The 15057-nt window shown below is 59.1% G+C and carries 11 protein-coding genes; 4 read left to right on the top strand and 7 right to left on the bottom strand.

The features are described 5' to 3' along the window. The first annotated feature begins 2 nt into the window (after positions 1–2). Positions 3–1703, top strand: a complete 1701-nt coding sequence (locus E9954_RS17720; RefSeq protein WP_136080628.1) for an alpha-amylase family glycosyl hydrolase — start codon at positions 3–5, stop codon at positions 1701–1703. A gap of 24 nt (positions 1704–1727) precedes the next feature. Here the strand turns inward: E9954_RS17720 and E9954_RS17715 are convergent, their stop codons facing one another. Beyond that, positions 1728–3608 carry an RNB domain-containing ribonuclease gene (locus E9954_RS17715; RefSeq protein ID WP_136080627.1) on the bottom strand — a complete coding sequence of 627 codons (1881 nt, stop codon included), beginning with the start codon at positions 3606–3608 and terminating at the stop codon, positions 1728–1730. Between the two features lie 208 nt (positions 3609–3816). On the opposite strand from E9954_RS17715, the gene E9954_RS17710 reads away from it, so the two are divergent. Both E9954_RS17710 and htpG read left to right on the top strand, forming a co-directional pair. Beyond that, on the top strand, positions 3817–4296 hold the full coding sequence (locus E9954_RS17710; RefSeq protein WP_136080626.1) for a VF530 family DNA-binding protein: 480 nt from the start codon (positions 3817–3819) through the stop codon (positions 4294–4296). A gap of 125 nt (positions 4297–4421) precedes the next feature. After that, positions 4422–6284: a molecular chaperone HtpG gene (htpG, locus tag E9954_RS17705; RefSeq protein WP_136080625.1), complete on the top strand. Its 1863-nt coding sequence runs from the start codon at positions 4422–4424 to the stop codon at positions 6282–6284. Positions 6285–6331: 47 nt separating this feature from the next. On the opposite strand, the gene E9954_RS17700 is transcribed toward htpG, so the two are convergent. The 4 genes from E9954_RS17700 to E9954_RS17685 are packed head-to-tail and all read right to left on the bottom strand — an operon-like array spanning position 6332 to position 11714. Beyond that, positions 6332–8677, bottom strand: a complete 2346-nt coding sequence (locus E9954_RS17700; protein ID WP_136080624.1) for a glycoside hydrolase family 95 protein — start codon at positions 8675–8677, stop codon at positions 6332–6334. A 2-nt stretch (positions 8678–8679) separates the two neighbouring features. After that, positions 8680–9594 (bottom strand): ThuA domain-containing protein, encoded by a 915-nt coding sequence (locus E9954_RS17695; protein WP_136080623.1) that lies wholly within the window; start codon positions 9592–9594, stop codon positions 8680–8682. Positions 9595–9620: 26 nt separating this feature from the next. Further along, on the bottom strand, positions 9621–10226 hold the full coding sequence (locus E9954_RS17690) for an HAD family hydrolase (RefSeq protein WP_168442367.1): 606 nt from the start codon (positions 10224–10226) through the stop codon (positions 9621–9623). A gap of 42 nt (positions 10227–10268) precedes the next feature. Continuing rightward, the gene (locus tag E9954_RS17685; protein WP_136080621.1) at positions 10269–11714 is read right to left on the bottom strand and encodes an FAD-binding oxidoreductase; all 1446 of its coding nucleotides are present in this window, start codon (positions 11712–11714) and stop codon (positions 10269–10271) included. A 394-nt stretch (positions 11715–12108) separates the two neighbouring features. Between E9954_RS17685 and E9954_RS17680 the strand changes: the two genes are divergently transcribed. Beyond that, positions 12109–12507 carry a hypothetical protein gene (locus tag E9954_RS17680; RefSeq protein ID WP_136080620.1) on the top strand — a complete coding sequence of 133 codons (399 nt, stop codon included), beginning with the start codon at positions 12109–12111 and terminating at the stop codon, positions 12505–12507. A gap of 289 nt (positions 12508–12796) precedes the next feature. Here the strand turns inward: E9954_RS17680 and E9954_RS17675 are convergent, their stop codons facing one another. Together E9954_RS17675 and E9954_RS17670 are read right to left on the bottom strand one after the other, a co-directional pair. After that, entirely contained in the window at positions 12797–13528 is a 732-nt protein-coding gene (locus E9954_RS17675; RefSeq protein ID WP_136080619.1) for a pseudouridine synthase, read from the bottom strand. A gap of 27 nt (positions 13529–13555) precedes the next feature. Continuing rightward, positions 13556–15007 (bottom strand): TrkH family potassium uptake protein, encoded by a 1452-nt coding sequence (locus E9954_RS17670; protein WP_136080618.1) that lies wholly within the window; start codon positions 15005–15007, stop codon positions 13556–13558. Positions 15008–15057 lie beyond the last annotated feature (50 nt).

Raw genomic sequence — 15057 nt, 5'->3', positions numbered from 1 at the left:
TCATGAACAGAATCAAATCCGTTGTTTGCCTCTGCCTTGCCATGAGCGTTGGTGTTTCGGCGCGCGACTGGATTGAGCGGCCCTGGAAGGACGACGTCATCTATTTTTTGATGACCGACCGCTTCCATGACGGCGATCCGGAAAACAACATGCCCCCCGGCTCCGACCCCGCGCTGTACGACCCCGCCCAGGAAAACATCAACCTCTACCACGGCGGCGATTTCCGCGGCGTGGAAAACGCGCTCGTCGATGGCTATTTCACCGACCTTGGAATCAGCGCCATCTGGATCACCCCGCCGGTGCGCAACGCCTGGATGTCGCTCCACGACCTGGGCGGCAGCAAGAGTGGCTACCATGGCTACTGGGCGCAGGACTTCCGCGACATCGACCCGCATCTGACCAGCGCAAACAGCCGGTCGGGCACGCCCTACGCAAAAGGGCGCGAAGGCCGGTTGCGGCATTACAAGGATCTGATCGACCTCGCCCACCAGAACAACATCAAGGTGGTTCAGGACATGGTCTGCAACCACATCGGGCCGCTGTTCTACTACGACCTCGACGGCAACGGCTCGCACGACGGCAAGGCCGAAGAGTGGATGCCTCCGTACAAACCGGATGGATCCTATCTCAAGAGCGCGCGCTGGACCGACGACCCGCATTGGAACGTCGGAAAACCCAGCGGTTTTTTCCAGGATATGGAACTCTATTGGGCCAAGGGATTCAGCCCCGACAGTCTGGGAAAAACCGATGGCGAAGAACAGCGTTGCGACTTCTTCTCGCTGAGGGCATTCAACACCGAACCGGATTCGCCGCACTTCGATAAACTCGTCGATGAGTTTGTCGACATTTACCATTTCTACATCGATGAACTTGGCGTGGACGGACTGCGCATCGATACGGTCAAGCATGTCGACAAGGCCTTCTGGGACGCCTTCTCTTCGCGCCTGCGCAAACGGCTGGGCCCCGATGCCGACAAGCTGCTCATGTTCGGAGAGGTGTACGGCAACTCGATCCAGGACATCAACCAATATGCCGGCAACCTCGGTTCCCTGCTCAACTTCCAGTTTACCTGGGCGGTGCGCGATGTGTTGCGGCAGGGCAACCTTGGCGATCCCGACAAGCTTAGGCAGTTCATTGAACGGATGAACTCCGAAGTCGAACCAAAGAACGTGCGTCTCAACACCGTCAACTTCATCGGCAACCACGACGGTCTCAACCGCTTCCTCGTGAACGGGGTCAGCGAACAAAACCACGCCCTCGCCCTTGCGGTGCTGCTGACCGCCGAAGGCATCCCCTGCCTCTACTACGGTTCCGAACTCGGCCTCCGCGACAACCAGGCCGACCGGCACCAGCAGAGCGAAACCGGCCGCATCTCGCTGTTCGACAACACCGGCAATCGCGGCTTCGGCGCGCGCAAGGCCAATCCCCATTTCAAGCGGGTGTCCGAGCTGGTTGCCCTGCGTAAAATGCTGCCCGACCTGGTTGATGCCGACATCGCCGTCATCCCATGCGGGAACGGCTTACTGGCCTACCGGCGTGGCGGTGCAGTGGTGGTGCTCAATGCCGGCGAACAACCGCAACAGCCGCCCCCTCTCCCCGCCTCCACCACCCTGCTCTATTCGAACGGGCTGATCACCAATCCGGAGCCAACCGGAAGCCGTTCCGTTCCCGCCAAAACGTTGCAAGTCTACCGCGTGCGGTAGTGGTTGCGCTGGCCCACGCCCGCGTCACACCATCTTGCAGGTAAAGTCGAGCTCGGGGAGGTTGATCTGGAGGAGCTGGACTTGGACTTCTTCATCCAACTCGACGTCAGCCATCCGGCGCATTTTCACGTCGATGGCGAGTTCCGGAATGAGCACGGTGCCGCGCTCGTCGCGCTTGTCGACGACGACCCCGCGATAGACGGTTTCCGGATGCTGCTGCATGTGCAGCAACGTCCAGTGCCGGTTGCTGAGGCGTTCGGCCATGGCGGTGTTGCCGCCGCCGGTTTCGGCTTCGGACATGCGAACCAGCATCTCGGCTTCGCCGATCAAGGATTCCCCGCCGACAAACGCGCGGACCTGCTGGTGGACGAGCAGGTCGGAATAGCGGCGCAGCGGGCTGGTGGCGCGGGTGTAGTGTTCGAGTCCGAGTCCGGCATGCAGATCGGGATCGAGGTGCAGCCCGGATCGTTTGAACTTTTTGCGGTAGGCGAACATTTCGGCCATGGTCTGCGGGGTGCCCGGTTCGTCCGGCGGCGGCTGGCAGGCGAAGGGCACCGGGATTTCCTTTTCAATGCAAAACGCGGCGATGGCTTCGCCGGCCATCAGCATGGCATCGGTGACCATGTCGCGGCTTTTCAAACGGGGCAGATCGCTGATTTGAACCGAGAAACCACACGGCTCCATGAAGGCGAGTTCGTGCCGGCCGGACAGGTTGTAAAGTTCCCCGTCGAGGGTGGTTTTAAGTTTTACTTCAGGCAGATTGATTTCCGCGGCGCCCGTGGCGATGCGTCGCTGCCGGAACCGTTCGGTGATGACGCTCATTTCCTGGAACGGCGCAGTTTCCATCAGCTGATCCGCGGCGGAATAGCTGAGGCGTTGGACGCGGATTAAGCTCGGGGTGATTTTCAAACAGGTGGGCGTGCCGTCATCCCCCACCCCGATTTTAAACGAGAGGGCCGGGGAGATTTCCTGCAGCCCCAGTCCCAGAATGGAGGTGACCGCTTCCGGCAGCATGTTGATGACGATTTCGGGCAGATAGAGATTTGCTCCGCGGGCGCGGGCCTCGCGGTCGAGCGGCGAGTCGGCCTTGACGAGCGCGGCGGCATCGGCGACGTGGATCCAGAGGCAGTTGCCGTCGAGGCTGATGGCATCGTCGGGGTCGGAGCAGTTGTCGTCGTCGATGGCAAACGTTTCGAGGGCGGTCAGATCCTCGCGTGGTTCCTCCGGAAGTTCAGGCACCTGCAGTTCGGGTTGCGAGGTGGCGCAATCAAACTGGGCCGGATAGGGATTCACCGTTTCATTCCACAGCCCCAGCTGCAGCAGCAAGCGGTGCGCCTTTTCCGGAGCGATTTCCATGCCGAGCGCTTTCAGCGTGCGGTTGGTGGACGCCTGGCGATAGGCCTGCCGCTCAACGTCGTACAAGTGGCCGCCATCCTCCTCCAGCTGAATCGCGTGGTCCTTGACGCGCTGCAGATAGCCCTGCCAACGTGCCGCCTCTTGTTCTTTTTCGCGTTGCTTGCCAAGGATGGCTTCAACCTCGGCTTCGGGTCGGGCCACGATTTCCTCAATGGATCCGGAGAAATGGGTTTCCGCATGCAGCACTTGCCAGGCATGCCAAACGGTCACGGGCGAGGCCTCGCCATAGATCAATTCGGCGAGCTCGGCCAGCTCAACCGTTTCGCCCTGCAGCAGCTCCCAGGTTTCTTCCACACTGCCGTCCGGCGTCGCATCGAGGTCGGAAAGATGCTGGAGCGGTCCCAGGTGGAGCAGCTGGATATCCTTCGGCCGGACGTTCACGTTTTTTCCGCCGGCCAGCCGAATGGCGATTTTGTCGCCGACCTGGTCGATGACCGCCGGAGCGTTTTTATAGAGAACCAAACTGTGGGATTTAAAATTTTGCGCCATGTCACGTCCTGTTTTCTGCGAAGGAAGAGAAGATAGCCGTTGAATCCCTCCCCGGCAACGCGCTTCTCACCGCAGGACTACGGTAGTTAACTGCTTTTTCTGGGAACAAACCTCTGTATAATCCGCCCCGATCGAGCAGGAACCTGCCGCTGTGCCTCTTCGTGGCCAACACGTTCAACAGGTGGGTTCCGCATGAGAGGAAAGCGATATGTCGAATAATGAATTACAGAACAGTCCGTTGCATGGCTTGTCGGCGGAGACGATGCTGACGGAGCTCGTGGAGTTTTATGGCTGGGCGGTGCTGGACGCGGCGATCGACCTGAAGTGTTTTCGGATCCAACCGACGATTCCCAGCGCCCTGGCGTTTCTGAAAAAGGCGGAGTGGGCCCGGAACCGGGTGGAGGATTTTTATCTCTACGGTTTCAAGGGGATGCCGAAGGCCAGCGAACAAGAGCTGGAACTGAAACCCCGCGAGCGCGGTTTTCCGGACGGGGTTGCACCGAAGAAGCCGAAGCCGCTCTCGATCAAGGAGGCCCGGGCGATGGCGCCGGTTGCCCCCGAACCCATCAAGGCCCCGAGGCAGAAGCCGAAGCCACGCTATGTTGAACCGGAGCCGGAACTGGAGGAGCCAACGGAAAGCACCTTCAAATCCCGCTTCTCCCAGTCCAGCTTTCGTAAAGAAAGATAACCCCGACCCAGGCGGACGAGCCGCCTAAAGGCGAAACCACGAATCATTTTCAGGCTTGAACCCCTCGCCTGGCTTTCGTATTTTGCGCGACTTATTTGCTTTAAAACCCACTAGGAGAGACACAAATGGCCGAAGAAACCATGCAATTCAAGACCGAGCTCGAGCAGCTGCTTCATCTCATCACCCATTCCCTCTATTCACACCGCGAGGTGTTCCTGCGCGAGCTCATTTCCAACGCCTGCGACGCAATCGACAAGGTGCGCTTCGAAGGCCTCAACAACGAAGAGATCCTCGAAGGCCACTCCGATTGGAAGATTTTCATCAAGGCCGACGAAGAAGCCAAAACCCTGACCATTTCCGACAACGGCATCGGCATGTCGCGCGACCAGGTGATTGAAAACCTCGGCACCATCGCCCATTCCGGCACCAAGGCGTTCCTGGCCAAGGCGAAGGAGGCCGACCTGGCCAACAACCCGGAACTCATCGGCCAGTTCGGCGTCGGCTTCTACGCCTCGTTCATGGTCGCCGACGACGTCACCGTCGTTACCAAGGCGCACGGCGAAGACGCCGTCAAATGGGAATCCAAGGGCACCGGCAGCTTCACCCTCTCCGATGCCGACAAAGCCGACCGCGGCACCGAGATTACCCTCCACCTGAAGGAAGACGCCGCCGAATACCTGAACGAGTGGACGATCAAATCCACCGTCAAAAAGTTTTCCGATTTCCTCGAACACCCCGTGGTCATGTGCACCACCAAGAAGGATGAAGAGACCGAGGTGGAGGAAGAGATCGAAGAACAGATCAACACCCAGAAGGCGATCTGGCTGCGCCCGAAGAGCGAGATTACCGACGAGGAATACGGCGAGTTCTACAAGCATATCTCGCACGACACCAACTCCCCGGCGGAGACCATCCACTACAACGCCGAAGGCGCGATCGAGTTCAAGGCCCTGCTCTTCATCCCCGAACACAAGCCGTTCGACATGATGATGAACAACGACCCGAAGGCGCACCTGAACCTCTACGTCCAGCGCGTGTTCATCTCCAACGAATTCGATAACCTGTTGCCGGGCTACCTCCGCTTCGTCAAGGGCGTGGTGGATTCCTCCGACCTGCCGCTGAACGTCTCGCGCGAAATCCTGCAGGAAAACCCGATGCTCGACAAGATCCGCAAAAACCTCACGTCGCGGATCCTGAAAACCTTGGCCAACATGAAGAAGACCGACTACGAGGAGTTCCAGATCTTCCACGAAAACTTCAGCGCCATCCTCAAGGAAGGCCTGCAGACCGATTGGGAAAACAAGGAAAAGATCGCCGAGCTGCTGCTGTTCGAATCCACCGCCAAGGACGCCGGCGAAAAAACCTGCTTCGACGACTATGTCGAGCGCATGGCCGAAGGCCAGGAGGAAATCCTCTACCTCGCCGGCGAAAACCGCGCCTCCATCGAAAACTCCCCCTACCTTGAAAAATTCAAGGCCGACGGCAAGGAAGTCCTCCTGATGATCGATCCGATCGACGACTTCGTGATTCCGCAGCTGTTCGAATTCAAAGGGAAAAAACTCAAGGCCGTCAACAAGGGCGACATCGAAGAGGACAAGGAAAAGCTCAAGGAAGAAGAGAAGCAGTTCGAAGGCTTCATCGGCTTCGCCAAGGAGCTGCTCGACGGCGTCAAGGAAGTCAAGCTGACCACCCGCCTGAAGGATTCCGCCGCCGTGCTCGTGGGCGACGAATATTCGATGAGCCCGCACATCGAAGAGATGATGCGCCGCATGGGCCAGGAGGTTCCGCCGCGCGAAAGCGTGCTGGAGCTCAACCCGGAGCACGCCGTCGTCAAAAAAGTCCAGGCGCTCTACGACACCGACCAGAAGGATCCGAAGGTCGCAACCCTCACCAAGCTGCTGCACGACCAGGCGGTCATCGCCTCCGGCGCCAAGCTCACCGACCCGGCCGGCTTCGCCGCCCGCCTCAACGAGGTGCTGGCGGATTAGGAACCACCGAATACACGGAAAGCCCCGCAGGAATTGCGGGGCTTTTTTTATTTCCGCTGCCAGGTGTAGGTCTTGCCCTGCTCTGTTTTTTCCTTGAGAACCTCGCGGCCAGCTGCCGTCTGGATCACCAGCGGATTGCCGAGCAGGGATTTGATTTGGGCCCCCTCCAGCTTGCCGTCCTTCCACTGGATGGAAACCTCGAACCCGCCGCGGGCGCGTAGGCCGCTGATGGACCCTTCCGACCAGGCCGAAGGCAGGGCGGGCAAGAGATCGATGATATGGTTCCCCGCCTCATCGCGCCGGTGCGACTGCAGCAATGCTTCCGACACCCCGGCGGTGAGGCCGAAGTTTCCATCGATCTGGAACGGCGGATGGGCATCGAACAGGTTGTTGTAGAAGCCGGCCTGCTTCTTGAGGCTGGAGTTCTGGAAAAACCCGGTAAGGATCGTGTTCATCCGGTCGCCATCGCGCAGCCGCGCCCAGAAATTCACCTTCCACCCGCGCGACCAGCCGGTTGCCCCGTCGCCGCGGAACTCGAGCGTCTGCTTGCAGGCCGCAAACAGCTCCGGCGTTTCCGGTGTAATTTCCGCGCCCGGATGCAGCCCCCAGAGATGCGAAACGTGGCGGTGCGTTGTTATGGGAGCTTCCGTGTAGAGCCACTCCTTGAGCTGCCCTTCCTTGCCCACCTGGTTGGGGGCGATCTTCGCGGACAGGGCCCGCAGCTGCCCGGCAAGGCCGGCATCGCACCCGAGCAGATCGGCGGCCTGCGCCGTGGCGGCAAACACCTGGCGGATGATCTGGTGATCCATCGTCGGCGCCATCACCAGCCCGCCGCGCTCCGGCGAATTGCTCGGCCCGCTCACGAGCCAGCCTTTCCCGAACACGGGTTCTTCGATGAGGTAGTCGACAAAGAATTCGGAACCCCCTTTGAGTGCCGGATAGGCGCGCTCCTTTAGAAACTGCTTGTCGCCCGAAAAGAGATAGTGCTCCCAAAGGTGCGTGCAGAGCCATGCGCCGCCCACCGGCCAAATGCCATGGTTCGATTTATTGATGGGCGCCGCACCGCGCCAGCCATCGGTGTTGTGGTGAACCACCCAGCCATCGGCCCCATAGAAATCCTTCGCCACTTCGCGGCCGGTAATGGCGAGCTCGTCCACCATGTCGAACAGCGGTTCGTGGCATTCGGAAAGGTTGGCCAGCTCCGCCGGCCAATAGTTCATTTCGGTGTTGATGTTGATGGTGTATTTCGAATCCCACGCCGGGCTCTTGCTCTCGTTCCAAAGTCCCTGCAGGTTGGCCGGCTGCGAGCCGGGGCGCGACGAGGCAATCAACAGGTAGCGGCCGTATTGATAGACGAGCGCCACAAAATCCAGGTCGGGTTTGGATTGGTAGGCATTGAGCCGTTCGTTGGTTGGAAGCTGGGCCGAATGCCCGCCCCCGAGATCAATGGCCACCCGACGGAACAGGGCGCGATGATCGGCCTGGTGATCGGCCAACACCTTTTGAACGGGCTTGCCTTCGATCCCCGCCAAGACCGCAGCGCACTTGGCCGCCGGATCGGCGTTCAGCGACCGGAAGGTTTCATAGCTTGTTTCGGCGGCCAGATAGAGAACAACGGAATCGGCGCCCGACACGTCGATGCCGCCCTCCGTGACCTCCACGGTTCCGCCCTGGTTCACCGCGCGCAACCGCGCCTCGAAACGCACCTGCCCCTCGAAGGTGGTGCCGCGCCGCTTGTTAAGATGGTCGTCCACCACACCGGTCATGCGCAAGGTGCGGCCGTCCAACCGCCCGATGTTTTTGGATTGGGCATGGGGCGTGGAAAGCCGGGCCGTGAAAGCGAGCTTGCCGGGCTGGTCCGCCTCAAGACGTACGGCGATCAGGCCATCCGGATGGCTGGCGAACACCGACCGCGTATAGGTGACGCCATCGACCGTGTAGGCCGTGGTTGCCACCGCCCCATCCAGATCCAGCTCGCGGCGATACCCGGTTGCGTCGCCATGGCCCGGGAAATCCAGCAGCAAGTCCCCGAACGGCTGGTAGGGCGCCTGGCCCAGCGGTTGCGACATGAATTGATCCATCGCCAGCTTTTCCGCCTCCTGCTGCTTGCCCTCGAAGAGCAACTGCCGAAGCTGCGGCAGCACATCCACCGCGCCCTTGCGGGAATAGGAATGCGGCCCGCCGGCCCACAGCGTATCGTGGTTGAACTGGATCCGCTCCGCTTCGATGCCGCCAAAAACCATGGCCCCCAACGAACCGTTGCCCACCGGCAAGGCATCCGTCCACTCCGCGGCCGGTGCGTCGTAGGCGAGGCGCAATTGGTTCCAGCTGGCTTCGGCACGCGCCCCAACACAACAAAGGCCCGTCATCATCAGAACAAACATTTTCAACATATTCACATCTCCTTGGATGGTTTCGCCTGCGGATACGGGCGAAGGCTGTTGGCTTCGGGGCGAGGGAAATCGATGGCCACCGTTGACTCGACGTCGTTTCCGGCAAGCCATTGGACAATGCGCGGAATGAGGGTCTGGTGGGCGGCGCAGCGCATGCCTTCGGGCTGGGACTGGTCGTGCCAAACATGGCCGAGCGTGGAGCTGTAGACGCGGCCCTTTCCATAACCAACCGTCCACTCAACCGGAAAGTTGGTTCCGGTTTTTTCGTCCTTCGCATAGGAAAGCACCGTCAGGTTTTCGGCGGGGCCACGTGCGTAGCGGTAGATTTCAATGTCGGCGGAAATCCACTGGCGCGGCAGTCCCGCATGAATGGGATGTTCCCCCAACCGCGTCACGAGTGCATCGACGCGCTTTCCATGGCTGGTCTTTTCGCCTGCGCCCGGCGGAACGCGAACCACCGTTGCGTCATCGTCCACCGTGATGGCCCAGCCAAAATCCTTGCCGCGCCAACCGAGCCCGATCATTCGGTTGTATTCCTCCCAACCAGGAAATGCGTTGTTGGCGGAATGGAAAACATAGAGTCCGCCGCCGTTCGAGACATACGCTTCCAACGCCTGCTCCACCCGGCGGGGCCACTGGGTTTTTGATTTGATGTCGTTGCAATTCTGAATGACCACATCATAGCCGGAAAACGTCGGGTTCCAATCGTCGGCGCCCGCTTCCGGAAACGTCGACACCTCGACCAGGAAACCACCCGAAGAGGCGAGCACCGTTTGGAGGGAGCGCGTTGTGTGCTCCCAATCATGATTGCTGAAGCCATCGACAATCAGCACGTTGACCGGATGGGAATCAGCCGCCATGGCCACCAGACCGCACGACAGCGCCACCGCAGAGGCAAAAAGCTTTTTCACATTCATGGGCGATAACGTAGACCACGAACGCACTAGCTCCAATCGAAAAACGCCGCAGCCTCCCGCAGGACCGCCCCGTGGTTCGCCGGAATGAACCGGTGCGCATTGATGCCGAGCGAACGGGCGGCCTCGACGTTTTCCGGCAGATCGTCGAGAAAGAAACAATCCGCACCGGACACGCCGAGCGCATCGAGCGCATGGCGGTAGATGTCGGGATTCGGTTTGCGCGCACCAACCTCGTACGACAAAAACAAGCCGGTCGCCCCGTTGAAGAATCCATTCCAGTTGGCCTCGATGGCATCCATGTGGTGCTGGGCGATGTTGCTTAACGTATAAACCTGCACGCCGGAACCGATGGCTTTCCTGAACAATCCGTAGCCGGTCTCGTTCACCGTGAACAGGTCGCGCCAAATCCCAACCAGATCGTCCAGCGACCAATCGAACCCTTTGGCGCGGTTCAAATAGGCCACCCACTCCTCGTCGGAAATCAGGCCCCGCTCCACGGCATCGCGCTGCGCCTCGTCTTCCTCCGAAAAGGAAAACCGCGACTCTCCGGATTGCTCGGACAGAATCGAAAACAGCTGGTCGAAATCAAAATCCACCAGCACGTGCCCAATATCGAATAGAAATGTTTTCATGCCCCCAACGCTTTCAAACCTTCGCATTACGGGCAACACCAATTAACCATCAAATAGGTTACCCGGATTGAGCATCCCGGCGGGATCGAACAACCGCTTCAACTCCCGCATGGCCCGGATGCCCTCTTGGCCCACCATGAGTTTCAGGAAATCGGTTTTGTTTTTTCCGATGCCATGCTCGGCGGAGACGGAGCCGCCCCATTCGACCACCTGTTTCGCCCAGTCGAGATAGAGCGCCCGGCCCCGTTCATACTCCTCCTTGCTGCGCGGCAGGATGTTGACGTGCACGTGGTTGTTGCCGATGTGGCCGAAGATCACATAGTCCAGCCCGGCTTCGGCCAGGCCTTCATGATACATCTGCATCACGTCCTCCATCCGCTCGTCCGGCACCGACATGTCGGTACCGAGCTTGGTCAGCCCCGGAAGGGTTTTCTTGCGCTCCGCAATGATCATATTGACCGACTCAGGGATTGCATGGCGGAAATTCTTAAGCGCTACAATCTCATGCTCCCCTTCCGAAAACCAGCACTCGAGCGCCGAGGCGGACGCCTCGGCCACCGCATCCGGCACCTCGCATTCGAATTCGAAATAGATCGCCGTGTGGAATTCGGGCGCCAATTCCGGCAGGCCGGCAAACGCCGGGTTTTCGGCTTTCATCCGCCGCAGAAGGCCCAAGGCGTGCGAATCGAAGAATTCAATGGCCGTTGGCGGGGCCACGCCCCCCTCCCGCAGGAATCGGACAAACCGAAGCGCCTCGCTTTCACTTGCATAAAATGCGGTCAACCCAATCAGTTGCTCCGGCTTCGGCAACAGCTGGATGGTGATGCCGGTCACAACGCCCAGCGTCCCCTCCGCCCCAATGAAAAGATCGACCAGATCCATGTCCGGTTCGACGTAATACCCTGCGGCACTCTTCACCCAAGCACACTTGCGCAAGTGTGCTTGGAGCCTGCCCCCCACGGCGCCGAGCCGGAAGCAACGTCCATTGGCTCGATGAACCCCGCGCTCAACCTGAACAATTTCACCGGAGGGCAGCACCACGTCCAGCGCATGGATCCAGTTGCGCACGGCGCCATATTTGAACGAGCGTGCGCCGGAGGCGTTGTTCGCCACCATGCCGCCGATGGAGGCGGTGGTTTCGGTGAGGTCGGAGGGAAAAAACCATCCCGAACCTTCGATGGATGAGCGGATATCGGCCAGCAAGGCTCCGGGTTGCAGGGTCATGCGATCGCCATCGAGGTGTCCGATGGCCTTCATGTGCGACACATTGAGGATCAGTCCGCCTTCGGGAACGCACCCTCCGGTGATGCCGGTGCGCCCGCCCTGTACCGTTACCGGCCAATGGTTTTCGGAAGCCACCTGAAGGACCTCGACCACCTCTTCCGTTGTTTCTGGAAAAGCGATCCTCTCGGCACGCCCCACCCTGCGCGACTCATCGTGCAGATAGTCCGCATGCTCTTCACCAACGTCTAGAATCCTGACTGCCATGCGGTAAATTAAACACCAAGCCACGAAAAACGCCAAGGCTGTCTTATCCTAGATGCAGGAATGGAATCACCACGAAATACACGAAAACATGGGCTCAACTCGCGATCTGAACGTTCACTTGAAAGGTGAGTGAGTTGTTTTGAATTCATAGGGTTGCAAGTTTCTCGGGATACGCAGGTTGCGATTCGTGTATTTTGTGTATTTCGTGGTTCATTCCCGTTTTAAAGGCTACAGACCCGCACGGCATCAAACCTGCAATTTTTTTCTGCCTTGAACCGGAAAATCTGCTTTCACAAAGAGAATGGCACAAGTTCAGCTAGACCAACACTTGCCATAGAGATAGTCTCTTTGAAACATGATGATCGCGATGGTCGTCTACAATGGAAAGGAAAACATGAAAGTAGAAAAAATGAAGTGGTGGAAGGTGGCACGGCGCACGGTTGTATTTGCAGCAGTGGCATGCCTTGCGGTGGCCGTGGTGGGATGCGACGACAGCGATGAGGATGGCGATACCCCGAGCATTGTCGGAACATGGCAATCGTCAGGTTATCCTACCGATGGGTTGAAAGTCACCATCAACGAAGGCAACACGTTTGATATGCATGCCGTTGAACCGGATGAAAATCCTTCCGAAACAACGAGTTCAGGAACCTATTCGTTCGACGGGACAACACTGACGCTCAAGTTCATTGAAACCGAAAATGATTCCCTCAGGGGAACCACGGAAACGCACACGATTGTGTTTGTGGATTCATCGACCATTACCGTCGATGGAGAAACCTTTACCAAGTAGTCGTCTGGATCAGGCAACTCTTGCGAAAGACGGTCTTCGGGCCGTCTTTTTTCGTTTAGCCTTAAAAATGCAGTTGCCAAGTTTGCCTCAGGTACAAGGTTTGAGACTCGACGGCGTAGACGCCTACTCAGAGAGGCTCAAACCGACGTAGATGAGGTAAAATCGGCAACCCGAAGGGTAGAAATGAAGAAAACAAAAATAACGCAATGGGTTAAGGCCGATATTAAACGATTGCACTACACCATTGTTCAAAACACCGTTTTCTTCATTTCTACTGCGTTTTAAAGGTTTAGAACGTTTCGTTGTCGCCGAGGTAGCGCCACTGGCCATCGGGGAGGTTTCCGAGAACGACCTTCCCAATGCGGATGCGCTTGAGGCCAACCACCTTGAGATCGACGAGCTCGCACATGCGGCGGATCTGGCGTTTCTTGCCCTCGCGCAGGATAAAGCGTAGCTGGTCTTCGTTCTGCCAGGTTACCTTGGCGGGTTTGAGCGGCTTGCCGTCGAGCTCGAGTCCGTGGTTGAGCAGCTTGAGCCCTTCGTCGGAAAGCGTGCCTTGCACGCGGACGAGGTATTCCTTATCGACATCCGAATCCTCGCCAATGATCCGCCGGGCAACGCGGCCATCCTGCGTGAGCACCAGCAGTCCGTTGGAGTCGATGTCGAGCCGCCCGGCGGGGGCCAGCCCGCGAAGTTGGCCATGATGGAACTTGCGGGGAGATCGATCCTCGCTCCATTGGTTCGGTCGATCCAGCAGATCCGAAGCAGGCCGATGGCCATCTTCCGGTTGGGCGGAAACATAACCGATGGGTTTATTGATCAGAAAGGTGGCCTGTGCCGACCGATGCTTTTCAGCCGCCTCCGCCAATTCGATATCCGCATCCGGCAGAACCTTCATGCCCAGCTCGGAAACCCGCTCACCATCAACGATTACGAGTCCACGTTCGATATAGCGATCGGCCTCGCGCCGGGAACACATCCCGCGGCCAGCCATGATTTTTGAGAGTCGTTGTTTTTCCATAAGGGGGTGCAGGTACAAGACCTGCCCTTACTTCTTCCAGAAGCTGGGCAAGAAGAGGATGAGGACGGTGTAGAGTTCGAGGCGGCCGAGGAGCATGAAGAAGGTGAGGATGCCCTGGCCGAGCGGCGAGATGGCGGCATAGTTCTGGGTGGCGCCGACGGCGTTGAGGCCCGGGCCAATGTTGCCGAGGGTGGCGATGACGGAGGTGGCCGCCGTTTCGAGATTGGGCGTGAAGAAGGTCATCACAAACGAACCGACCGCGAAGATGAGCATGAAGATGGCGAAGAAGGCGGCGATGTGGGAGATGATCTCCTGCTCGACGGGCTTGCCGCCGAGTTTCATCTGGATGACGGCCGACGGGCGCATGAACAGTTTCAGTTCGCGCACCATCTTCTTGAACATGATGAATACGCGAACCACCTTCATGCCGCCGCCGGTCGATCCGGCACAACCGCCGATGAACATAATGACCACCAACAGCAAGCGCGAGGCGTTGGGCCATTGGTCGAAGTCGGCCGTGCAGAAACCGGTGGTGGTGATGACGGAGGTGGCGGTGAAGGCGGAGTCGCGGAAGCAGCGCGAGAGCGAGCCCCAGTCGGCATGCCAAATGTTGAAGGTGATGAAGAGCGTGGCGCAGGAAAGGAAGATGGCGTAGAAGCGGAACTCCGGATCCTGGAAATAGCGATGGGGCTTGCCGGAAAGCGCATAGTAGTGCAACGAGAAGTTGATGCCGGCCAGGAACATGAAGACGGTAATGATCGTGTCGACAATGGCGCTGTCGTAGGCACCGACACTGGCGGAGCGGGTGGAGAATCCGCCGGTGGCCATGGTGCCGAAGGCATGGCAAAAGGAGTCGAACCAGTCCATCCCGCCAACAAACTTGAGCAACAGCACCTCGACAAAGGTCAAGAGTGCGTAAACGCCCCATAGCAGCTTGGCCGTTGTGGCGATGCGCGGCGTGAGGCGGTCCTTCGACGGGCCGGGCATTTCGGCGCGGTAGATCTGCATGCCCCCCACGCCAAGGAACGGCAGGATGGCGACGCACAGCACCAGTACGCCCATGCCCCCGAACCAGTGGGTCAGCGCGCGCCAGAAATGGATGCCGCGCGGGATGGCCTCGAGGTCGCTCATCACCGAGGCCCCGGTGGTGGTGAAGCCGGACATGGTTTCGAACATGGCCGAAACCGGATGGGCGATCACACCCGAAAAGATATAGGGCAGCGCCCCGAAGATGGTCGCCGAAATCCAGCCGAACGTAACGATGCCGAAACCATCGCGGCGGGAGAGGTTGATATCGCCGCGGGTTAGGAAGCCAACCAGGCCGGCGCAGACGATGGCAATGGCGCCGGAATAGACCAGGCTCAGCTGCACGGACAGCGGTTCGCGGTAGGCCAGGGAGATGCCGGCGCAGGCCACCATCGCAATGCCGATTACCAGCGTCATGTAGGCAACAAGATGAAATACGGCGCGTTTATTCATGAGGCGTGATCCGTGAAACGTAATTCGCGTTCATTGGCGGCAGCTCGCGG

Origin of the sequence: Pontiella desulfatans, assembly GCF_900890425.1 — a bacterium.
In the GTDB taxonomy this organism is placed as follows: Bacteria; Verrucomicrobiota; Kiritimatiellia; order Kiritimatiellales; family Pontiellaceae; genus Pontiella; species Pontiella desulfatans.
Note: the sequence above shows the minus strand (reverse complement) of the source record. Positions and strands in the feature narration are given on the sequence as shown.